Source organism: Peteryoungia desertarenae (assembly GCF_005860795.2).
Lineage (GTDB): Bacteria > Pseudomonadota > Alphaproteobacteria > Rhizobiales > Rhizobiaceae > Allorhizobium > Allorhizobium desertarenae.
Genome location: NZ_CP058350.1, coordinates 835894 through 858284 on the forward strand (window position 1 = coordinate 835894; position 22391 = coordinate 858284).

The following is a 22391-nucleotide window of genomic DNA, read 5'->3' on the forward strand; positions in this document are numbered from 1 at the left end:
GGGTGAAATGGGATAAAGACGCATGGATCTGCATGCACCGCTCGGTCGGGAGCGAAAACAAGGTGGCGCAAAGCGCCGCTTTCGTGCGGCCCCCATGGCGACGTTCACCGCCGCCATCCTGCTCCTGGGCTTCTCGACCTATACGGCATGGCAGCCACTTCCTCTTTCAGAAACGCCCCCCGTAACGCTTGCAGATGATCGCACCGCGTCCGCGACAGGCGAGATCGCCGGTGGCGAAGCAATCTTTGACGACAGCAGAATTCTTCAGACTGCCAGACCGCAAAGCGGTGCCAATGTCGAGCGCGTGGTGACCGATGACGGCAATGTCGTCACCACCTTCAAGCCCAATTCTCGAGACGGCAGCGGCCCCCTGCTAATCGACACCCGCGCCATCGGGCAGGATCCGCGTCTGGCAGCAAGGCCCAATGAGGATCTGCTGGAAGAAACCCCGGAGGGCCTCCTGCCCGTCGTCGCGGCGGACGGCTTGCGCCCGGTCGACCACTATGCCCGCCCTTGGTCCGGTGCACGGGGAGCACGTATTGCCATCGTTGTCGGCGGCATCGGCCTGAGCCAGACCGGCAGCCAGCGGGCTATCCGCGAACTTCCCGAAGACATCACGCTCGCTTTCGCTGCAACCGGCAACAGCCTGACGCGGTGGATGCAGGAGGCCAGGCAGAAAGGTCATGAAGTCCTGCTCCAGGTGCCGATGGAGCCCTTCGATTACCCCGCCAATAATCCTGGTCGCGGAACGCTGCTGACCAGCGAAACCGATGCAGACAATCTCGCCAACCTCCACCAGGCCATGGCACGGATGACCAATTATACCGGCATCATGAACTATATGGGCGGCAAGTTTCTCTCCAATGAGAAGGCGATGGACCCGGTCATGCGCGACATTGCCGACAGAGGCCTCTTGTTCCTCGATGACGGATCGACAGCCCGGAGCCTGACGGGCGGCTATGGCAAGGCGCTCGGCATGCCCTATGCCTTCGGCGACGTGTTGCTGGACGGCCAGTTGAACCGCGAGGCGATCCTCAACAAACTCGACGAACTGGAGCGCATTGCCCGCCGCAACGGTCAGGCCATCGGAATAGCGTCTGCTTTTGATGAATCGATTGACGCCATTGCCGAATGGCGCGATGAAGCAATCGCACGGGGCATCGAAATTGTCGGCGTGTCAGCCATTGCCACCGAAAACGAGCGCTGAGGTCCTTCATGTCCGATATGGTCACGCAGCCCAAAGTGAAGGCCGATGATCTGCCCTACCGTCCCTGCGTTGGCATCATGGTGCTGAATAGCGAAGGCAAGGTCTGGGCCGGTCGACGTATTCCCGAGGGCAATTCCGAATATGACGGCTCACCGCAGCTCTGGCAGATGCCGCAGGGAGGCATCGATCCGGGCGAGGCACCCTTGCCGGCAGCTTTGCGCGAACTCTACGAAGAAACCGGCATGAAATCCGTCTCGCTGCTCGCAGAGGCGAGCCGCTGGATCAACTATGACCTGCCGACCGAACTGATCGGGATCGGCCTGAAAGGCAAGTTTCGCGGTCAGACCCAGCGCTGGTTTGCCTTCCGCTTTGAAGGCGACGAAAGCGAAATCGCGATCAACCCGCCGCCCGGCGCCCATGAAGCCGAATTTGATGCCTGGGAATGGAAGACGATGCAGGACCTGCCCGGCCTGATCGTGCCATTCAAGCGGGCGGTCTATAAGCAGGTGGTTGCTGAATTCGCCCATCTTGCAGGTCCCGCTGACTGAAATCAGTCAAGAGTTCTGAGGCTTGGGCGAGCCGCTTTCGAAGGCAAAGCCCTCATCCGCCCAGCCGGTCATGCCGCCAATCATGACCTTGACCTTCCGTCCGAGCCGCGAAAGCCTCAGAGCCGCCCGATCCGTCCCGTTGCAATGCGGCCCGGCGCAATAGACGACGAACAGCATATCCGCCGGCCATTCGGCCATCTTCCGCTCGGTCATCTTGCCATGCGGCAGGTTGATCGCACCCGGCACATGTGCCCTCTCGAAAAGCTGCGGCCCGCGCACATCGAGAAGGACAAAGCCCGGATCACCGCTCTGAAGGGCGGAATGGACATCCCAGCAATCCGTCTCGAAGGCCAGCCGCCGGCTGTAATGTTCGGCAACAGACTGAGGATCGGCGGCGGGGATTTCTGTCACGGCATTCGTCATCTGTCTCTCCTGTGAAGCAATAATCAGATCTTGCCTTTTGTCCGGATCTGGCGAAACTGGCGAGATTGCCAAGATGCGTAAAGATCCTGCCAACATGACTGATCATTCGGAACTCACAGGCCCCCGGGTCGCAATTCTTGCCTATGATGGGCTTTGCACCTTCGAATTCGGCGTGGCACAGGAGGCCTTTGGCCTTGCCCGACCGGAAATGGGCAAGAACTGGTATCGTTGCCAGACCGTGGCTGTCGAGCAAGGACCCTTGAGAGCCGCCGGAGGCCTGAGGTTCACAACGGATGTGGGTCTGGACCAGCTGCAGCAGGCCGACCTGATTGTAGTTCCCGGATGGCGCGGCATTGACGCGCCCGTTCCTGATCCACTGATAGAAGCCCTTCGGCAGGCCTCAAAGCGGGGCGCGCGGATCATGTCGCTGTGCTCCGGCATAACCGTGCTTGCAGCAAGCGGACTGCTGGATGGCCGCCGCGCCACCACCCACTGGCGCTATGCGGATGCCATCGCCACACGTTATCCAGCAATCAGTCTTGATCCTGATGTGCTCTATATCGATGAGGGGGAGGTGCTGACCGCAGCGGGTAGCGCAGCCGGTATCGATCTCTGCCTTCACGTTATCCGCCGGGATTTCGGCACGAAAGCCGCAAACAGCGTGGCCCGGCGATTGGTTGTGCCGCCCCATCGGGACGGAGGACAGGCGCAATTCATCGAACGACCGGTTGCCCGCGACGGCGAGACCGGGCGTCTGGGGCCGCTGATCGATTGGGTTCAGAGCAATCTCGATCGCCCGCTCGCCCTTGCGGAACTTGCAAACCGCGCCGGCATGAGTGAACGAACACTGCAACGGCGGATCCAGGAAATGACCGGTCAGTCGATCGGGGATTGGCTGATCGGCCTGAAGGTAAGCCATGCCTGCCACCTGCTTGCGGACCAGAAGAATGCTCCGCTCGAAGCGATTGCCGCTGCATCCGGCTTCGGAAGCGCCGCCACCATGCGCCACCATTTTCGAGCCCGTCTGGCCACCAGCCCCGGCGCCTATCGCCGGCGCTTTGCCGGCCTGCGTTGAGGGGCGTCCGCTGGTCGACATGCCGGATTGCTCCTTGGTTTTTGCGCCAGTTCACCCCCCCTCGGTCACTGCGTTGACATCTCTTCCACACGGGGGGAGAGCGGGGACCTTTTCTCTCCCTTTGAGGGAGAGAATGGAATTTCAGCATCTTAGCCTTCGGCTAAGTGCTAGAAATTCCAAGTGAGGGGGAGATACCCCACCTAACTCATCGACCCCCTCATCGGCGAAATCTGAGGTTTAGCCTGTGGCTAAGCCCTCGATTTCGCTTCTTCTCCCTCCAAGGGAGAAGAGAGGTCGAGCAAAATTCAATCTGGCAAAAAAACCATGGCCAATGTCCGGTCGGGTTTTGCCCTCCGGTTGCGGCCATGTTGGCCTTTGTCTTTCGTCTCGGACAGGGCGCCAGAAGCAACCTATCTAAGTAGTTTATGTGGCTCCTTCCGGCGCCCTGTTCGGTGTCTTTTCCATCGCAGTGTCTCGCTGCAGAGGCGGCGGTGACGGGACGATCATTTTCGATCCACCGTCGTCCGGGCGTGAGGGTCGGGTCCCGCCTGTCCTTGTGAGACAGGGCAAGAGCCTGGCCGGTCGGCCCGGGAGGTTCCCGCCGGATGTGCACCCCCGGCCGGACCCTCAGTCCCGGGGAGGCCCCTTGATCCTTGTCGGATCTTCAGAGCTCCCCGCCGTCTTGTCATCCGGCATTTGCGCCGGACGCCTCCTTGTGTGCCTCCCAGGCACGCCCCTTCTGATCAGGCAGGAAGATCAGGAACCGGCATCCGGGCCGGTTGTCCCTTCTTCCTGGCGAAGGGAGGGAGACCGTTGCGACGCCGTTATCTTGGACCTGCGACAGCCCTCCACCCCGGCACCGGCCCCGCCTCGCCGGACTTCGCAATGTCCGGTGTATCCGAGGGCGGAACGGCACGAGTATGAGGCAGAGAAAACGGAGGGGGATGAAAATGGGGTATGGTGATTGGAAAGATTGGGGAATTTGGAGAATTCATCCCCCAAGCGAAGGCGAAACAGGCCCATTCACCCGCAGGGATTGAGGGGAATTGAGGACGGCGCGCAATTCGATCACGAAAGTGTGATGAAGGTCTTTTCTCTCCCTTGGAGGGAGAGAATGGAATTTCAGCATCTTAGCCTATGGCTAAGTGCTAGAAATTCCCAGTGAGGGGGAGATTCCTGCCCGCCTCACCACCCCCTCACCAACAAAATCAGAAGCTTAGCCCTGATCGGGCTAACTCTTCGATTTTGTAACCTCTCCCTCAAGGGGAGAGGGAAGGTGCGCGAAGGACAGAGGGAAAGCAAGGGGCGCAGCAAAAAAGGCTCTGCAACATCCGCTGCAGAGCCTTTTGTCACGAAACTGATTGGCTTATTCGGCGTCGTCGGCGGAGGCGGCGTTGAGGAGGCCGTATTTTTCTTCGCCGATGGTCGACAGAAGTTCGAGCTGGGTTTCGAGGAAGTCGATATGGCCTTCCTCGTCGGTCAGAAGCTCTTCGAAGATCTTCATCGTTACATAGTCGCCGGCCTGCTGACAGATTTCACGCGAGAGCTTGTAGGACGTGCGCGCGTCATATTCGCCGGCGAGATCGGCTTCCAGCACTTCCTTGACATTCTGGCCGATACGCAGCGGAGCAACGGTCTGGAGGTTCGGATGGCCTTCGAGGAAGATGATGCGCGCGATGATCTTGTCTGCATGCTGCATTTCTTCGATCGATTCAGCCCGCTCCTTCTTGGCCAGCTTGATATAGCCCCAGTCTTCGAGAAGGCGATAGTGGAGCCAATACTGGTTGACTGCGCCAAGCTCCAGGAACAGCGCCTCATTCAGTCGCTCAATGACCTTTGCATCACCCTTCATGACATACATCCTCTGCTTGTTTTGGTTGCAGGAACCATAGTGCGGCAACATCGTTCTGTCGAGATACTTTTTAGAAAGGTTCTAAGTTTTTGGGAAGCCATCGAGCGTGGCCGATTGCGAAGTCTCAAACGGTGACTGGTTGACGCAGGAAAGGGTGGGATATCTGAAGCAAGCCCAGACGACTGCTTGCCGCGATCACTGGCGGGCCAAAAACGAATGGTGATGGGAGAGAAAATCAGCCAGCTGCGCGACGGGATTCGAGCATCGCCTTGCGACGCTCGGCAATTTCCGCATTCTGCTCCGCGTGAAAACGCTTCAGACGTTCGATGAAATCCACGACTTCAGCCGTCTCTGTCTCGCGATTGGCGTGATAGGCTTCCGTGGTGCGCACAATCAGGTCGACCACATTCGGGAAACAGCCACAGCAACGGCCACGCTTGTTCATCGCGTGGTAGACCTTGGCAGGAACGATCAGCTGCCAACAGTCCTCATCGAGCATCTCGTTGATGACCGCCTTGATCTCTTTGTCCGTGATGTAATTGCAGCTGCAGACCAGCATGAACGCATCAACCATGAAACATGAATTCTTATGTCCTCTTTTTGCTAAACACGATGGCATTTGTCAAGAAAAATAGGAGCCGACCCCTACCCCATTTTAGGTCTAGTGAAAGTTTCGCCCCTTGGGCAAAAGTGCGGCCATGGCAGTGCGCCGGGGATGACCGGCAGGGACTGGTGCGGCAAGACCCGGCGGAGGCTTGACCATCGGCGCCTTGCCCTGTCGCTGATCGACACCCGGCCGGCGCACTTCGTCCGCATGGGCAAGCACATCGAAATGCTTGAGATCACGGGTCAACAGCCCCAGACGGGCCGTGGCATCGACAATGTGTTCGGCAACGACATGAATGACGCCATGCGCCTTTTGCAGACGCCCACGAATGGCAACCAGACGTGCGCCCATGACAACAGGCCGGTAGCGCTCGAAGGTCTTGGGCCAGACAATGATATTGGCGGTACCGGTTTCATCCTCGATGGTCATGAAGATAACGCCCTTGGCAGAGCCCGGCCTTTGCCGCACAAGCACCAGGCCTGCGAGCTGGACGGTCTGACCATGGCTTAGATCTTCGAGATCAGCAGAGGATTTCAGTCCGGCGCGGCGCATGTCGGGTCTGAGGAAGCTCAAGGGATGGGCCTTGAGCGAGAAGGTCAATGTTCGGTAGTCACTCAAGACCTCCTCCCCCGGCAGCATGCGCGGCAGATCCATTTCCGCCTCGTCCTGCAAGGCCTCGGTCGCAACCTGCTCAAACAGCGGGAGGACTTCCACGGCCTGCTGGCCATCGAGCGCCTGTGCCGCCCAAAGCGCATCGCGTCGGCTAAGCCCAAGGGAAGAGAAGCAATCGGCATCGGCGAGCTTTTCGATGACGGCGCGGGAGAGCCGCGTGCGCAGCCAGAGATCACGTACGGAATCATAGCCCTTGCCGCGCGCCGCAATCAGAACCTTCAGATCGGCCTCTTTCAGCCCCTTGATCTGGCGAAAGCCGAGACGCACGGCTTTCTTCGTGAGGATGACATTGCCCATGCTGCGATGGCGCGATGCAATCCGCGCCGGATCGAAGACGGGTCTGCCTGCGGCATCGTCTTCATCGGCTTCCAGCTCATTGTCCCAGGTCGAATGATTGATATCCACCGGTCGGATGTCGACGCCATGTTCGCGGGCATCGCGCACAAGCTGGGCCGGAGCATAAAAGCCCATGGGCTGGGAATTGAGCAGGGCGGCACAGAAGATATCCGGATAATAGGTCTTGAACCAGCAGGAGACATAGACGAGGAGCGCAAAGGAGGCCGCATGGCTTTCCGGAAAGCCATATTCGCCAAAACCTTCGATCTGGCTGAAGCAGCGGGCGGCGAACTCGGCATCATAACCCTTTTGGACCATGCCTTCGATCATGCGCTTCTGAAAGCTTGAAACCTGGCCAGTGCGCCGGAAGGTTGCCATGGCGCGACGCAGCTGATCGGCTTCCGCCGGCGTGAAGCCGGCTGCCGTGATCGCGATCTGCATGGCCTGTTCCTGAAAGAGCGGCACGCCAAGCGTGCGCTTCAGGACGGTTTCGAGTTCCGGTCCCGGATAGGTGATGGGACGCCCGGCCCGCTGATCCTCGCGACGCTTGAGATAGGGATGGACCATATTGCCCTGGATCGGGCCGGGACGCACGATCGCCACCTCGATCACCAGATCATAGAAGATGCGGGGCTTCAGCCTTGGCAGCATGCTCATCTGCGCCCGGCTTTCGATCTGGAAGACGCCGATCGTATCGGCCCGGCAGATCATGTCATAGACGGCATCCTGCTGGTCCTCGTTGATGGAAGCCAGCGTTTCATCGCGATCATAATGCAGGCTGAGCATTCGAAGCGCCTTGGCAAGGCAGGTCAGCATGCCAAGCGCCAGCACATCGATCTTCAGGATCTTCAGCGTGTCGAGATCGTCCTTGTCCCACTCGACCATGTAACGGCCATCGGCGGTGTTCATGATCGGCACCACCTCGTCCAGCCGGTCGCTCGTGATGACGAAGCCGCCGACATGTTGCGACAGATGGCGGGGAAAGCCCTGCAGCAGCTGGGCATAATCCATCACCCGCCTTGTGGTCGGATCCTTGAGATCGAGGCCGGCGGCCCGCGCCTGCTCCTCGGTGAAGTCGCTGGTCCACCAGCCCCAGATGGAGCCGGCCAGCGCCGATTGCACATCCTCAGACAGACCGAAGGCCTTGGCCACCTCGCGGCCCGCCGAGCGCGCCCGGTAGCTGATGACGGCGGCGGTGAGCGCTGCATGTTCGCGCCCATAGGCGCGGTAGATGAACTGGATCACCTCTTCACGCCTTTCATGCTCGAAATCGACATCGATATCCGGCGGTTCGTCACGCTCGGTCGAGATGAAGCGGTCAAAGAGGAGGGTCGTTCGCTCCGGATTGACCTCGGTAATGCCCAGACAATAGCAGACGGCGGAATTGGCCGCCGAACCCCGGCCCTGGCAGAGGATATTTTCCGACCGGGCATGGCAGACAATGCGGTGCACCGTCAGGAAATAGGGCTCGTAACGTTTGTCCGCGATCAGCTTCAGCTCGTAATCGAGGAGCTTCAGCACTTTTTCGGGAATGCCCTGCGGAAAGCGGCGGTTGGCCCCTTCATAGGTGAGTCGACGCAGCGCGAGAGCCGACGGCTCGCCATCGACGCTTTCCTCCGGATACTGGTGGGACAGCTCATCCAGCGAGAAAGTGAGCCGGCGAAAGAAATGGGCATTATTGGCAATTGCCTCGGGATAATCCTTCGTCAACCGTGCCATTTCGCGCGGCGTCTTCATGTGGCGCTCGCCATGGGCCTCAAGGCGAAAACCGGCTTCTGCAACCGGAACATGCTCACGGATCGCCACCAGCACATCGGCGAGAGGCTTGCGCTCGGGCTCGTGATAGCGCGCATCATTGGTGGCAATCAGCGGCAGGCCGAAACGGCTGGCGATCAGCGCCAGTTCGGCAAAGCTCTTGCGGTCAAACCCGTCATGGCGCGGCACCAGGGCCAGGTGCAGCTGGCTTTTCGATGACATACCGGATGGCGTGCAAAACCGCTCGGCAAGCGGCGCAAGACGCCGTGAGAAATCATCGACCGCCACCGGCCCGGCCAGGCTTGGCGGCATGACGACAAAGAGAAGATCCTCAGCCCAGTCAAAGAGATCCGCCTGATAGAGCGTACAGACCCCCTTGGCCGAGCGCAGATTGCCGGCGCTGAGCAAGCGGCAGAGATGACCCCAGCCGCGCCGGTTGACCGGATAGGCGAGAAGCTCCGGTGTCTCGTCGGCAAAGACGAGACGGGCACCGGGGCGAAAGGCAAGGCCGTTGAGCTTGGCCGAGGCATGCAGGCGCACAACACCGGCAACCGTATTGCGATCGGCAAGACCGATGCCGGACAAGCCCAGCGACAGGGCCGTTCGCACCAGATCCTCGGCATGGGAGGCACCTTCGAGAAAGGAGAAATTGCTTTTGAGACCGATCTCGAAGAATTCGGGCGTACTCATGCGAAAAAGCCCTGCAGGAACCAGGAGGGCTTGCGACCGGGCCGTTCGTAAAGCCCTTCGCGATAGAGCCAGAAGCGCTGCCCCGCCGTATCCTCGACGCGGAAATAATCGCGTGGCGGCGCCTCTTCACCATCGATCCACCATTCCGGTGCGATCCGTTCCGGCCCTTCCGCCTTCAGGATGCGCCGTTGCAGCCGGCGCCAGCGGAAGCTTGCCGGCGGGCCGTCGGGCACGGACGACATGACCTCCACCTCTTCGGCGCGGGCGAGAAACCGAAGCGGGCGAAGACCACGCACCGGCGGGCGCGACCCGGCATCGAGGACGGAAGCAGCCGATGGTGAGCCGGCTGAAAGAAGCGCCAGCGCATCGGAAAGCGGCTGATGCGCGCTTGCCCGATCCGGCCAATGGCTGGAAAGCGAGAGAGGCAGGCTGAGCGCCCGTGTGCCGAGCCGGGCGGCCACCTGATCGACAAAACGGGTCAGCTGCTCGCCTTCGCCATCCTCATCATCGAGCTTTGCCTGACGGTTCTCAAAAGCCTCGCTGCGCAAGACATTGAGCCGCAGAAGCTCGAAACCGAAGCCGGCATCCAGACCATCACGCAGCACCGAGAGGCGCTCTTCGAACAGCGCCCGGATACGCTGCGGATCGCGCAGCGGTGCAGAGGCGCCGACCTCGATGCGAAACACCCGGCCATCAAGGCGAAACAGCATGAGTTCGAAGAGACGCCCGCCCTCGGCGCGGGCTTCAAGCGTTGCCCGAAGCCCCGCCGCCAGACGACCGGCGAGATCAAGAATATGCTCCTCCTCGCTGATCGGCTCGGCAAGGCGCCGCTCCACCGAAATCATGGCCGGGACCCGGCGCGGCGAAATCGGCTCGCCTTCAAGCCCGAGCGCCTGATCGAGTCTCAAGATCGGCGAGGGACCGAAGCGGCGCATGATCGGCGCACGCGGAGCCGAGAGAAGATCGCCGATCGTCTTCAGGCCGACACGCGCCATGTCGACGACAATCTCGGCAGCAAGCCGGAGCGCCTTGACCGGCAGCGGGGACAACACGTCCGGGGCCTCGGCAATCGCGACGATTGCCGGCCCCTGATGGCGGCTGCAGGCCTGGGCAAGACCGGGTGTGGGGCCGATGGCCGCCTCGACTTCAAGCCCAAGGCCGCAAAGCCGGGCCGTCAGATCAGCCAGCAGGTTTGCCTCGCCGCCAAAGAGATGGGCGCAGCCCGTGATATCGAGCATCAACCCATCGCTGCCATCAATGGCGACAAGCGGCGTATAACGATCACACCAGTCGGCAATCGCCTCGAGAAAGCTGCGATCAGCATCCGGATCGGCCTCGATCACCTCGATGGCCGGGCAGATGGCACGCGCTTCCGCCAGCCCCTGGCCGATACGCAGGCCGAAGCTTTCCGCCCTTTCATCCAGCGCCGTCAGTCGGAGATTGTTGGCGACACGCCCGGCACAGACCAGTGGCGGCAGGGTCTGACCGGCAGCCTCAGGATGCCCGGTGGATCCCGCCTGCCCCGGCGAACGCCATGACAGTCCCCAGCGCCTGCGGGCGATGCGGTCGGTCGACAGCCTCGGGAAATAGAGCGACAGGATCCGACGGTCGCAATCGGGCGCGGTCTGCAGGAGCGAGGGGGTAAAGGCGGCGTTCATCAGGGTTCCACTCCAGGGTTAGATCGAAAAGCTCCGCAGCGCGGGATTTCTCGATACGGATCGAAAAGGCGGGATGGCCCATGCTGCCGCCAAGCGGGCCCCCATCGGACAGTTGACGCGCCGCCGCCGGCGCGGGTTTGACAAGAAGGCGCAGGCTGGCGCTCGATGCCTCTTCCTCGCCGGCCTGACGCAGGATCAGGAGTGCCCGACCGGCACTGCGCGCCTTCAGGCTCAGACGGCGGCTTTCGGTCAGCCCGAATTTCTTCAGATTGCCATGCACCTCGAAGAGCACGGTCGAAAAGGCACGGGACACAAGCGCGGCTTCCGTAAGCCACAATGCATCCTCGATCCGGCGGGGCATCGCATGGACGATTTCGCCTGCCGCAAGGCCGAAATCGACAAGTCCAGGCCCGTATAGGAGGCCGCTTTCACGCGCCACATGGGGATCGGAGATCAGCAGCATCCGGTCGGGAAGGCTTCGCTCCTTATGGGCAAGGCTTGCGCGCATCGCTGCGATGGAAAGACCAAGTCCGCTGACGGCACCGGCCTGCTGCAGACGCTCGCCGCGCAGCTCCAGCATCAGTCCAGGCCGCAGCCATTCGGCCTTCAACGCCTCGAAACATCCCTCAAGATCAAAGGCTTTCCGTTCCGCAGCCGAACCGGTATCCTTGGCATTGGCGTCCCCGCCGGCCAGGGCAGACAAACGCGCGCCATGGTCCGACTTGCCCTCGATGCGGGCAATCGTCTGTCGCAAGGCAAAAAGCTGCTCCTGCGTCTGAGCATGGCTGCCCATGACGTCATCTCCGTTTTTGTTCTCTATATGTTCTTATGGATTCCAGAGCTTGCTAAAAGAGTCAACCGGATTCAGATGAGAATTTATTCCTCATCCGGATTTGCTCTCGAAATGATCGGGCAAAACGCCTATATGTCGGCACAAGTAAGGAGTACCCATGGCCCGTATTGACCAGACCGAGGATTGGCGGGATCGCCACGCCCCCACGATCAGCGCATTCGAGTCGCTGGCCATTGAAGCCTATGGTCATCTGCCTGAGGAATTTCGTGCCCTGACCAAGGATCTGGTCATCGAGATCACCGATTTCCCAACCGATGATGTCTTCGAGGACATGGCGCTGGAAACCCCCTTCGACCTTCTGGGCCTGTTCGAAGGGCGCGGTATTTCCGAACGCTTTTCAATGGAAACCGGCGAAATCCCCAACAAGATCACGCTCTATCGACGCCCGATCCTCGATTACTGGGCCGAAAACGAGGAAACCCTCGGCGACATCATCACCCATGTCCTGATCCATGAGATCGGCCACCATTTCGGCCTGTCCGACGACGACATGGAGCGGATCGAGGAAAGCGCCGAGGACGCTGCGGCCAACAACTGACGGAAAGAAACGGGCTGAACCCGGCCTTCCGATGCAGCAAGCCTGGTCGCATGGAGCCACCAGGCTTTTCCAGCCTTAGCGACCGATTACTGCTCGCCGAGCTTCATGTCCGGATCATAATCCTTGCCATGCACGGTCTTCACCACCGCCTGGCCGCAATAGAGCCTGTTCTCCGCTGCATTGAAGGTATGGCAAGGCGATCCATGAAGCTCCCAGCCCTTGTTGAGCGCGTCCGTCACACGATGGCAGAAGCTGGCATCATCAGGGCCGGTGAGAAAACGGTAAAGTTTCATGCTATGGTCTTTCTTCTTTCGATGATCTGAATTTGGGCCATCAGCCGTTCGGCGTCTTCGAGATGCAGCCGCTCGACCATTTTACCGTCGAGATTGATGACATTGAGATTTGCCGCCTCCGGCGTTGAGAACGCCTCAATAATCGCCCTTGCCTCGGCAATTTCCCCATCGGAAGGTCCGAAATGCTGGTTGGCGGGCTCGATCTGGGCCGGGTGGATCAGCATCTTGCCGTCATAACCCATGGCGCGGCCTTGGGCGCATTCGGGGCCAAAGGCCTCGATATCCCTGAAATCATTCGAGACGCTGTCGATCGCAGACAATCCATGGGCGCGAGCGGCGAGCAGGATCTGCATCAGGAAGGGCACGAGATAGGTGCGGTTCGGCTCGCGCGGAATGCCGGTTGCCTTGCGCAGATCATTCAGCCCGACAACGAAACAGTCGAGCAATCCGCCGCCATTGCGCCCGAGCGCTGCAATCGCCCCGGCATTCAGCACTCCCTTCGGCGTTTCGATCATCGCCCAGAGACTGAGGCCTTGCGTCGCATCTTTCGCCTTCAGCCGCTCGGCGATGAGGATCAGATCTTCGGGCGTCTCGACCTTGGGGATCAGCACGGCATCGGGGCGAACACTGGCCACCAGATCAAGATCCGCATCCAGAAAGGGCGTATCGACGCCATTGATGCGGATAATGCCCTCTCGCAGGCCAAGAGGCGAATTCTTCATAAAATTCCGCAGCTTATCCCGCGCTTCGGCCTTCATCTCCGGCGCGACGGAATCTTCCAGATCGAAGATGATACCATCGCAAGACAGCGTCACGGCCTTTTCAAGCGCTCGGCCATTGATGGCCGGCACGGTCAGAAGAGAGCGCCGCACGAAATGGTCTTGCCGGGACGAGGTCAATTGCATGGCTGAGTTCTGTCAATCTTTGCGGCAGGGCGCAAGATGACATTTCGGTGAAAACCTCTTGCATTGCGGGAAAAGAAGGACCACCTTGCATCTGTGAAAGGATCAACATCATGCAGAATATTCGTTCCGCTCTCTTCGCTGTTGCCGGTCTTGCCGTAATGGGTATCGCTGCAGCCTTTGCCGTTTCGCTGACACTGATCGTCGGCCTGCTTTTGACGGCAACGCTTGGCGCCCGGATGCTGATGCTCAAGGCCAAGCCGCGTCCGGTCTATGCCAAGACCCGCAAAGAGCGTGAAATGCGCGTCTGGAACGACGGTCGCGGGACGATCATCGACCAGTAAAACTGGCTGACAGATTTATGCAGGGCCTTCTGCGGATCGCCCTGCTTCTGTGCGAGCATGCATTGCCACCAAAGGCACCTGATCTTGCGGCTTTTATCGCAGTTGCGAAGTTCCCCAACAAGATTCTCCTTCAAATCAGCCAGATTTTCCTCTATGGGCGAGACGTTCGAACGATGAACGGCAGGATCGAAGGCAGGATTGATGGATAAGTTTGTAAAGCTCACCGGCGTCGCCGCGCCGCTTCCGGTTGTCAATATCGACACGGACATGATCATCCCGAAGGATTATCTGAAGACGATCAAGCGAACCGGTCTCGGCACCGGCCTGTTTGCCGAAGCCCGCTACAACGAAGACGGCTCGGAAAACCCGGATTTCGTTCTGAACAAGCCCGCCTATCGCAATGCGCAGATCCTGGTCGCCGGCGACAACTTCGGCTGCGGCTCCTCGCGCGAACACGCCCCTTGGGCACTTCTCGATTTCGGTATCCGCTGCGTGATCTCCACGTCCTTTGCCGACATCTTCTACAACAACTGTTTCAAGAACGGCATCCTGCCGATCATCGTCAGCCAGGAAAACCTGGACAAGCTGATGGACGATGCCTCGCGCGGCTCCAACGCCGTGCTGACGGTCGATCTGGAAGCCCAGGAGATCACCGGTCCGGACGGCGGCAAGATCACCTTCGAAATCGATGCATTCAAGCGCCACTGCATGCTGAACGGCCTCGACGATATCGGCCTGACGCTGGAAAAGGCCTCGAGCATCGCGAATTTCGAAAAGTCGAACGCTGCCCAGCGCCCCTGGGCCTGAGCCTACGGCGACACGACAGAATGAATGACAAAGCCGGGTTTAGAGCCCGGCTTTTTTCATGGTGAGCGCTCGCATCAGCCGAACTGGCTCCGCCAGGTCTCAAGCTTCGCCAGGGACACGCCAATCCCGCCGCAGACCTCAATCAGCGGCCTTTCAAAGCCCTGCAGAAGCTCAAAATGAACATCCGCCACCGCAAGGGCTGCGCCACAGGCAGGCTCGACCAGCACCCGCTGCGCATCGGCAAACTTGAGGCACGCCTGAACCGCCTGCGCATCGCTCACGAGGACACTTTCAATCGGGTGGTGATTGGGCAGATCAAAGACATGGGGCGCAACACGGCGGGCACCAAGGGAATTGGCAATCGAGGTGATCGCGGGCAGCGTCACGTGCGTACCCGCCTCAAGGCTCGCATGAAAAGAGGCCGCCCCTTCCGTCTCGACAGCGATCACCGGCACATTCGACAAACCGTTGCGCTTCAGTCCGGCCACGATGCCGGCCAGCAGGCCTCCACCACCGACGCTCGTGATGACACAATCAAAGGCAGCGCCATCCTCCACCACCTCATCGATCAGGCTGGCATGCCCCTCCCACAGCGAGGGATGATCGAAGGGATGAACATAAGCTGCGTCTCTCGCCTCCGCCATAGCGATGGCATGGGCATTGGCCTCGTCAAAGACCGCGCCATGCACCAGCACGTCCGCACCCGTTGCCGCAATCTGCCGACGCACCTCCGGACTGGTTGTTTCCGGCACGACGATGGTCACCGGCACATCAAGCGCCCGCCCGGCATAGGCAGCGGCTATGCCGGCATTGCCTCCCGAGGCGCAAAATATCTCGCGGGCACCAGCGGCCACCTCACGCTGGCACAGAAGCCCGACGCCACGCAGCTTGAAACTGCCGGATGGCTGCAGCGCGTCCATCTTCAGAAGAAGCGGCTTGCCACAGGCACTATAGTCCGCCCGCGTCTGAAGAAGCGGGGTATGGAGGTGGAGCGGCACGGAGAGGGGAGCGGCAGAAGGGGACATGGGATACTCTGCGGGGGTATTATCAAGAATTGCGAAGCAGCTGAGTTGTGAACGTCAGACGCCAAACGGTCAACCATTCAGGTGCATCACCTTGGCATTGCAGGATATGACTTACGGCGTGCCCAAACCGTACCGTTTCAAGCCTTTGCTCGCTTGAAAAGGCCTGTCGCGGGGTCTAAGAGACCGCAACTTGTTTTTGAGCGGAGGCTTTCATGACTGAGCGCAATCTTCTTCTCCTGCCCGGTGACGGCATTGGTCCGGAAGCCATGGGCGAGGTCCGCAAGATCATCGCCTATATGAACGACGAAATGGGCGCCGGTTTTGTCACCGATGAGGGCCTGGTCGGCGGCTGCGCCTATGACGCCCATGGCGCGGCGATCTCGGAAGAAGACATGGCCAAGGCGCTCGCAGCCGACGCCGTTCTCTTCGGTGCCGTCGGCGGTCCGAAGTGGGATGACGTGCCTTACGAAGTTCGCCCGGAAGCCGGCCTCCTGCGCCTGCGCAAGGATCTCGAACTCTTCGCCAACCTGCGTCCGGCAATCTGCTATCCGGCGCTCGCCAACGCCTCCTCGCTGAAGCCGGAACTGGTCGAGGGTCTCGATATCCTCATCGTCCGCGAACTGACCGGTGGCGTCTATTTCGGCGAGCCGAAGACCATCACCGATCTTGGCAATGGCCAGAAGCGCGCCATCGACACGCAGGTCTATGATACCTACGAAATCGAGCGCATCGCCTCCGTCGCCTTCGAACTCGCCCGCACCCGCAAGAATGCCGTCTGCTCGATGGAAAAGCGCAACGTCATGAAGTCGGGCGTCTTGTGGAACCAGGTCGTCACCGCGACCCACAAGGAGAAGTTCTCTGACGTGAAGCTTGACCACATGCTGGCCGATGCCGGCGGCATGCAGCTGGTGCGCGCGCCGAAGCAGTTCGACGTCATCGTCACCGACAACCTGTTCGGCGACATGCTGTCGGACGTTGCCGCCATGCTGACCGGTTCGCTCGGCATGCTGCCGTCGGCCTCGCTCGGTGCCCCGGATGCCAAGACCGGCAAGCGCAAGGCGCTCTACGAGCCCGTGCATGGTTCCGCACCGGACATCGCCGGCAAGGGTATCGCCAACCCGATCGCCATGATCGCCTCCTTTGCCATGTGCCTGCGCTACTCCTTCAACATGGTCAAGGAAGCCGACACGCTGGAAAAGGCGATCGCCAATGTCCTCGACAAGGGCATCCGCACCGGCGACATCATGGCCGAAGGTTGCACAAAGGTGGGCACTGCCGAGATGGGCGATGCGATCCTCGCCGAGTTCAAGGCGCTTTCCGCCTGATTTCCTGGGATCAGGCCCGCAGGCAATAGCTGCAAAGGCCTGGTTCACGCCATGATCAATGGACGGCGCAGATCCTGCGCCCTCCTTCACCTTTGGAAGGCTGATGCCTTCGATGCGTCCGGTCTCGACATGGATGCCGACCGGACCTCTCGTCTCCCCTACCTATGCCAAGCACAGTTTGTCGCAGGTCAATGCAGACAAGAATGCGACCGGCTGAGCAATCCGATCCGCTCACGGCTGCGTAATATGGTCTGGAACGCTTGATAGCGGGACCATAGCCGAGGCGACGAAACATCTCCTCTCCCGTGGAACCCGAATGGACGGTGCCCCGTTGAGGTCCGACGGCCAAAATCGGATCTGGGCGGAAAACTGTCCGAACCGACCATGGAGACATCGATGAAAGCCATGTCCGCTGACAGACATATTATCAAGTATGCAATGGCGCAGCCCTATCTCGAGCGCGAGGAAGAGCTGGATCTCGCCATCCGCTGGAAGGACCACAACGATCAGGGTGCCCGCAACCGCATCGCCCAGGCGCATATGCGTCTGGTGATTGCCATGGCGGCCAAATTCCGGGGCTTCGGCCTGCCGCTGAACGACCTGATCCAGGAGGGCTATATCGGCCTTCTCGAAGCCGCCGCCCGTTTCGATCCCGGCCGGGAAGTGCGCTTCTCGACCTATGCAGGCTGGTGGATCCGCGCGTCGATGCAAGACTACATCCTGCGCAACTGGTCGATCGTGCGCGGCGGGACAAGCTCCAGCCAGAAGGCGCTGTTCTTCAACCTGCGCCGCCTGCGCGCCAAGCTTGCCCAGGGCGACAACCGCCTGTCGGATCAGGCGATCCATCAGGAAATCGCATCCGCCCTCGGCGTCAGCCTTGCGGATGTGCAGTCTATGGACGCCCGCCTGACGAGCAATGACACCTCGCTGCAGACGCCGGTGGCAGGTCGCAATGGCGAGGGCACCGAGCAGTTGGAAATGCTGGAAAGCAACGAGATTGCACCCGACGAGCAGGTGACCTCGATCATCGACGGCGAACGCTGGAAAGGCTGGCTGACATCCGCGATGGGCAGCCTGAACGAACGCGAGACCCGCATCATCAAGGCCAGACGCCTTGCGGAAGAAGGGGCGACGCTCGAAGAACTCGGTGCCGAGCTTGGCATTTCCAAGGAACGTGTCCGCCAGATCGAGACCCGCGCCATGGAAAAGCTGAAACAGGCGCTCGCGCCCTATGCGCCCGCCGAGGGCCGCACCGAAATGGCGTTCTGAAAGAAGACTTCAATTTACGAAAAAGCCGGCATCCGAGCCGGCTTTTTTGTTGGGGCAGTCAAAGCCCAAGGCCGGCAGCAGATCTCATTATTCAGAAATGATCTTCACCCGCATGCCGGGCGTCAGGGTCGAGGTCGGGCCAAGGGCATTGATGAGGCGGAAGAGTTCCAGCTTGCGATCCGTACCCATCATTCGGGCTGCGAGCGTACCGATTGTATCCTCCGGGCGCACGGTCACCACCCGTACACGCAGGGGCTTCAGCGAGGCGGCTTCCTGCAGCGATATCTGGCGGAAAGTGTCTCTCAACTGCTGCGCCGTCGGCTCCAGCGCAGGGCTACCCTTTGGAACGGCGGTCAGGAAGCGGAAGATCTGCGGACCGATCCGGATGACCGTGATGTCGAAATCCCACCTGTCGGCAGAGGCGCGCGCGGTTGCAGCATCAAGGCCATTGACCTTGATCGAACGGATCGTCTCCGGCAGCAGGCCCGTCACCCATCCGCTGGAGATATAGTTCGGCAGCGTCATGTTCTTGTTGTCGGCAACGCCATCGAAGCGGATGGCTACATCTCCAGGTCCGGTGGCAAGAACCGCCTCGACCTTGTTGTCGATCTGGAAACCGTTGGGAACTTCAAAACGAATGCCGAGCTTGCCATGCAGGAAGGTCTGACCTCGGACAAAGCCTTCGTCCGGGCTGTCACCATAAAGCAGACCGTCGATCCCGTTGAGGAAGTAATCGCGTCCCGTTTCGCCATAGGTTCCCTCCGGCCCGAAGGCGCGGGCGTGACGGCGGGCGAGATCGACGCGCTGTGGTGCGTTCGGATGGCTCGACAGGAAGTCGAGGCTCTGATCCGCTTCCGGATCAACCGAGGTGAACTGGCTGTAGCGCGACATGGAATCGAGGAAACGGGCGGCCGCATAGGGATCATAACCGGCTTCACCCAGGGTCCGCACGCCGATGATATCGGCCTGCAATTCCTGCTGACGGGAGAATGCTGCCAGACGCAGCTTGCCACGCGCCAGAGCCTGTTTTCCGGCAAGGTCACTGGAAAGCACTTCGGCGACAACGCGGCTGGCAATGACTTCCGCTTCTTCCCGACGCTGGCGCTCGATACCATGATTTGCCGTCACATGGGCCATTTCGTGGGAGAGAACAGCCGCAACTTCCGATGCATCATTGGCGAGCGCAAGCAGCCCGCGCGTGACATAGAGATATCCGCCGGGCAAGGCAAAGGCATTGATCGCCGGAGAATTCAGGATCGTGATCCGATAGGACTGGTTCGGATTTTCCGAGACGGCCGTCAGCGCACCGGCGATGCGGGCAACAAGGCGCTCGGTCTTGGCATCGTTATATTCTCCGCCATAGCTCGCAACGATACGCGGATGCTCGCGTGCACCCAGCTGGGCGCGGGGATCGCCCCGCTGCACTTCATCAACAATCTGCGGATTGCTGGAAGGGCCGACCGTCGGCACATAGGCCTGCTCAAAGATCGACTGGCAGGAGGACAGCACAAGACCGGCCGACACGATGACTGCGACCGTGGAGAGCCTTGCAAAGCGCCGATGCCGCAGCCAAGCGACAGCCAACGCGCTGTTCCCGGTCAAAAACTGCATTCTGCCCCTTCACCCTTGCCTGTGATCGCCCGAGATATCCGCAGTCTTTCACACTGAAAAGCAGCGGGAATCGCCTGGACACACTCAACCATCTACTATCAATTCACCACATACGAATAAACGCCTGCCAAAAAAGATAGTGGACGGGAGCGAAACGACCAAGGCCAGCTTTGAAAAACCACCCAATCGTGAATGCGGATGCCACCGGCCCAAGTCCAAATTATGGCGAACCGACTGCCATCCGATTGACGCCGAGGAAGCGTGCGACGGGATCGAGGCCCGTTTTATTCCAGAATTCAGCGGTAGGGGCGTCAACGATCACCCTTCCCTGATCCAGGAAGATCACCCTGTCGGCCAGCCTTTCGATATCGCGAGGATCATGGGTCACGAGGACAATGGTCGGCACACTGTCTCGATGCAGATCGATGAGCAGATCGGCCATTGAGGACCGGAGACCGGGATCGAGCGCGGCAAAGGGCTCGTCGAGCAGCAGGACAGGCTTGCGACGTACCAATGCCCGGGCGAAGGCGGCCCTCTGGCGCTCACCACCCGAAAGCGAACCGGGAAGACGACGTTCGAAACCAGCCAGACCCACGCGCTCCAAGGCCCGCGATACTGTCAGCCGGTCACCGGGAGCAAGCCGCATAGCCGGATGAATGCCAAGGCCGATATTGGTGAAGAGGTCGAGATGGGCAAAGAGATTGTTGTCCTGGAAGACCAGGGAGATGGGACGACGGGCAGGCGGCAGATCGGTGACATCCTGTCCATCAATGAGCACTCGACCGACTTGCGGCTGCTCAAAGCCGGCAATCAGATTGAGAAGCGTCGACTTGCCCGAACCGGACGCGCCGGCAACCGCTGTCACAACGCCGCGCTCAATTCCGAGATCGAAGTCAAAATCGCGATGCCCAAGTTTCAGGCCGACAGATTGAAGCTGGATTGCGAGATGGTCAGCGGTCATCATGACGCATGTCCTCCTCTCGCAATTTAGGCGCTCCAATCAAGGCAAGCGCAAGGCAAAAAATGCCGAGCAGAAGCGCAAGGCCGTCAGCATCATTGCTGCGGTAACTGCCAAGACTGGCATAAATCAAAGTCGGCAAGGTCGAGATATTCTCCGAACCGAAAAGAACGACCGCACCGAGATCGCCAAGCGACAGGGCCATGGAAAAGGTGAAGGCCGCAAGCAAAGATCGTTTCAGAACAGGCAGATCGATCAATCGCCACTTTGCCGGTCCCTTGAGCCCGAGACTTGCCGCAAGCAGCCTGCTGCGGATGCGATGATCAACATAGGCGGGTGAGAGAACCCGAACGGCAAAAGGCAGCGCCATCAGCGCATTGATCCCAATCACGATTGCGGGAGCAAAGCGGGAAACATCGCCAACCTGCCGAAGGATCAGGAACCAGCCGGTTGCCAGCACCGTCACCGGCACCAGCAGCACCAGCGACGATGTGGCTGACAGCATGGCCATCAACATCCGACCGAAAAGTGACACCTGCCGGGTCTCCTCGAGCCGCTGACGGGCGCGAATGATGAGAAGACTGCCGAAAACGGCAAGCAATGCCGCCGCCAACGAGACCCAGAGACTTGTGAGGGCCGCTCTCTGAAAGCTTGGCTTGGAGATTAGGTCCAGAAGATCGGCCTGCAAGCCGGCGACCACCACCTGACCCAGGGGCAGCACGAGAAACAGCGACGCGAATACCAGCAGAAACCCGTCAGCCATGCGAATACCGAGGCCTCGACCATCGAAACGGTCTACCCGACGCCCGACCACCTGGCCGGGATCTCTGGCACCAGGCAAGAGGCTGATCAAGACGAGCAGCAGGCTCGTCACGGCAATTTGCAGCACAGCCAGCGAGACCGCCCGACCGGGATCGAAATCGAAGCGGATCGCCTGATAGATGGCAACCTCGATCGTCGTCGCTGCAGGGCCTCCACCAAAGATCAGGATAAGCGTGAAGCTCGTGACGCAGAGCATGAAAATGAGGCCGGCGGCACCCGGCACCACACGGGCCAGCACAGGCCATTCGATAAACCGGAAGATCGAGAGGGGCGAAAGACCGAGGCCTGCTGCCGTCCGCCAATGTTCTGCCGGCACGCGCTCGAGTGCTGCCAGCATGAAACGGACAGCCAAAGGCATGTTGAAAAAGACATGGGCTATCAGGATGCCGGTGAGGCCATAGATGCTGATGGGCTGGTCGAGCCCCAGAAACTGCAGGGCCTGATTGCCGAGGCCCTGCCGACCCCAGATCCCGATCAGCCCCAGCGCACCGATCAACACGGGCAAGCCCATGGGGACGGCCATCAAGCGGATGAGCCAGATGCGTCCGGGAAAGCGCCGCTGACGCGCAAGGGCGCTGGCAACCGGAATGGCGAAAGCAAGCGACAACAGCGTCGAAAGGGCCGCCTGAAGAAGCGTAAAACGGAGAACCTGATGAATGACAGGATCGCGCCACACAGTGAGCAAGGCCGCGTCGACCCGACCGTAAAGCAGGGCAAAAAGCGCGATACCGACAAAAGATGCCACAGCCCCGATGACGAAAAGGCCGCCGGCGAGAACCGGCAGCCTTTCCCCTGCGAAACTGTGCGAAGGCTGAGCCATG

20 protein-coding genes are annotated in these 22391 nt (G+C 60.3%); 8 read left to right on the plus strand and 12 right to left on the minus strand.

The features are described 5' to 3' along the window. Positions 1 to 22: 22 nt before the first annotated feature. Both FE840_RS03910 and FE840_RS03915 read left to right on the plus strand, forming a co-directional pair. On the plus strand, positions 23 to 1207 hold the full coding sequence (locus FE840_RS03910; protein WP_138287033.1) for a divergent polysaccharide deacetylase family protein: 1185 nt from the start codon (positions 23 to 25) through the stop codon (positions 1205 to 1207). A 17-nt stretch (positions 1208 to 1224) separates the two neighbouring features. Then, positions 1225 to 1755: an RNA pyrophosphohydrolase gene (locus FE840_RS03915; protein WP_138287392.1), complete on the plus strand. Its 531-nt coding sequence runs from the start codon at positions 1225 to 1227 to the stop codon at positions 1753 to 1755. A gap of 6 nt (positions 1756 to 1761) precedes the next feature. Here FE840_RS03915 and FE840_RS03920 read toward each other — a convergent pair whose 3' ends face one another. Continuing rightward, entirely contained in the window at positions 1762 to 2178 is a 417-nt protein-coding gene (locus tag FE840_RS03920) for a rhodanese-like domain-containing protein (protein WP_138287031.1), read from the minus strand. A gap of 94 nt (positions 2179 to 2272) precedes the next feature. On the opposite strand from FE840_RS03920, the gene ftrA reads away from it, so the two are divergent. Continuing rightward, the gene (gene ftrA / locus FE840_RS03925; protein ID WP_138287391.1) at positions 2273 to 3253 is read left to right on the plus strand and encodes a transcriptional regulator FtrA; all 981 of its coding nucleotides are present in this window, start codon (positions 2273 to 2275) and stop codon (positions 3251 to 3253) included. A 1366-nt stretch (positions 3254 to 4619) separates the two neighbouring features. Here the strand turns inward: ftrA and bfr are convergent. The 5 genes from bfr to FE840_RS20835 all read right to left on the minus strand — a co-directional run bounded on the left by bfr (position 4620) and on the right by FE840_RS20835 (position 11616). Continuing rightward, the gene (gene bfr / locus FE840_RS03930; protein ID WP_138287030.1) at positions 4620 to 5105 is read right to left on the minus strand and encodes a bacterioferritin; all 486 of its coding nucleotides are present in this window, start codon (positions 5103 to 5105) and stop codon (positions 4620 to 4622) included. Between the two features lie 235 nt (positions 5106 to 5340). Further along, positions 5341 to 5679, minus strand: a complete 339-nt coding sequence (locus FE840_RS03935; RefSeq protein WP_343058644.1) for a (2Fe-2S)-binding protein — start codon at positions 5677 to 5679, stop codon at positions 5341 to 5343. An 87-nt stretch (positions 5680 to 5766) separates the two neighbouring features. Further along, entirely contained in the window at positions 5767 to 9165 is a 3399-nt protein-coding gene (locus FE840_RS03940; RefSeq protein ID WP_138287028.1) for an error-prone DNA polymerase, read from the minus strand. Beyond that, entirely contained in the window at positions 9162 to 10766 is a 1605-nt protein-coding gene (locus tag FE840_RS03945; protein ID WP_246318884.1) for a DNA polymerase Y family protein, read from the minus strand. Before FE840_RS03945 ends, FE840_RS03940 begins: the two co-directional genes overlap by 4 nt. Beyond that, positions 10660 to 11616 carry a hypothetical protein gene (locus FE840_RS20835; protein WP_246318841.1) on the minus strand — a complete coding sequence of 319 codons (957 nt, stop codon included), beginning with the start codon at positions 11614 to 11616 and terminating at the stop codon, positions 10660 to 10662. The genes FE840_RS03945 and FE840_RS20835 overlap by 107 nt, the downstream gene beginning before the upstream one ends. Before the next feature lie 157 nt (positions 11617 to 11773). Here FE840_RS20835 and FE840_RS03950 point away from each other — a divergent pair, with 157 nt between their 5' ends. Then, positions 11774 to 12214: a metallopeptidase family protein gene (locus FE840_RS03950; RefSeq protein WP_138287024.1), complete on the plus strand. Its 441-nt coding sequence runs from the start codon at positions 11774 to 11776 to the stop codon at positions 12212 to 12214. Between the two features lie 86 nt (positions 12215 to 12300). Here the strand turns inward: FE840_RS03950 and FE840_RS03955 are convergent, their stop codons facing one another. Then, on the minus strand, positions 12301 to 12507 hold the full coding sequence (locus FE840_RS03955) for a DUF1737 domain-containing protein (protein WP_138287023.1): 207 nt from the start codon (positions 12505 to 12507) through the stop codon (positions 12301 to 12303). Next, on the minus strand, positions 12504 to 13412 hold the full coding sequence (locus FE840_RS03960) for an HpcH/HpaI aldolase/citrate lyase family protein (protein ID WP_138287021.1): 909 nt from the start codon (positions 13410 to 13412) through the stop codon (positions 12504 to 12506). The genes FE840_RS03955 and FE840_RS03960 overlap by 4 nt, the downstream gene beginning before the upstream one ends. A 110-nt stretch (positions 13413 to 13522) precedes the next feature. Between FE840_RS03960 and FE840_RS03965 the strand changes: the two genes are divergently transcribed. Further along, entirely contained in the window at positions 13523 to 13753 is a 231-nt protein-coding gene (locus FE840_RS03965) for a hypothetical protein (protein ID WP_171033686.1), read from the plus strand. Positions 13754 to 13954: 201 nt separating this feature from the next. Next, complete coding sequence (gene leuD, locus FE840_RS03970; RefSeq protein WP_138287019.1) at positions 13955 to 14560, plus strand: 3-isopropylmalate dehydratase small subunit; 606 nt, start codon at positions 13955 to 13957, stop codon at positions 14558 to 14560. Positions 14561 to 14634: 74 nt separating this feature from the next. Here the strand turns inward: leuD and FE840_RS03975 are convergent, their stop codons facing one another. After that, complete coding sequence (locus FE840_RS03975) at positions 14635 to 15585, minus strand: pyridoxal-phosphate dependent enzyme (protein WP_138287017.1); 951 nt, start codon at positions 15583 to 15585, stop codon at positions 14635 to 14637. 212 nt (positions 15586 to 15797) lie between these two features. Here FE840_RS03975 and leuB point away from each other — a divergent pair, with 212 nt between their 5' ends. After that, entirely contained in the window at positions 15798 to 16910 is a 1113-nt protein-coding gene (gene leuB / locus FE840_RS03980) for a 3-isopropylmalate dehydrogenase (protein WP_138287016.1), read from the plus strand. A 396-nt stretch (positions 16911 to 17306) separates the two neighbouring features. After that, positions 17307 to 18179 carry an RNA polymerase factor sigma-32 gene (locus FE840_RS03985; RefSeq protein ID WP_138287015.1) on the plus strand — a complete coding sequence of 291 codons (873 nt, stop codon included), beginning with the start codon at positions 17307 to 17309 and terminating at the stop codon, positions 18177 to 18179. An 87-nt stretch (positions 18180 to 18266) separates the two neighbouring features. On the opposite strand, the gene FE840_RS03990 is transcribed toward FE840_RS03985, so the two are convergent. The 3 genes from FE840_RS03990 to FE840_RS04000 form a co-directional block, all read right to left on the minus strand. Continuing rightward, complete coding sequence (locus tag FE840_RS03990) at positions 18267 to 19790, minus strand: M48 family metalloprotease (RefSeq protein ID WP_138287014.1); 1524 nt, start codon at positions 19788 to 19790, stop codon at positions 18267 to 18269. A 220-nt stretch (positions 19791 to 20010) separates the two neighbouring features. Continuing rightward, positions 20011 to 20751, minus strand: coding sequence for a thiamine ABC transporter ATP-binding protein (locus tag FE840_RS03995; protein ID WP_138287388.1), 741 nt, complete (start codon positions 20749 to 20751; stop codon positions 20011 to 20013). Beyond that, entirely contained in the window at positions 20741 to 22390 is a 1650-nt protein-coding gene (locus tag FE840_RS04000) for a thiamine/thiamine pyrophosphate ABC transporter permease ThiP (protein WP_138287013.1), read from the minus strand. The genes FE840_RS03995 and FE840_RS04000 overlap by 11 nt, the downstream gene beginning before the upstream one ends. Position 22391 lies beyond the last annotated feature (1 nt).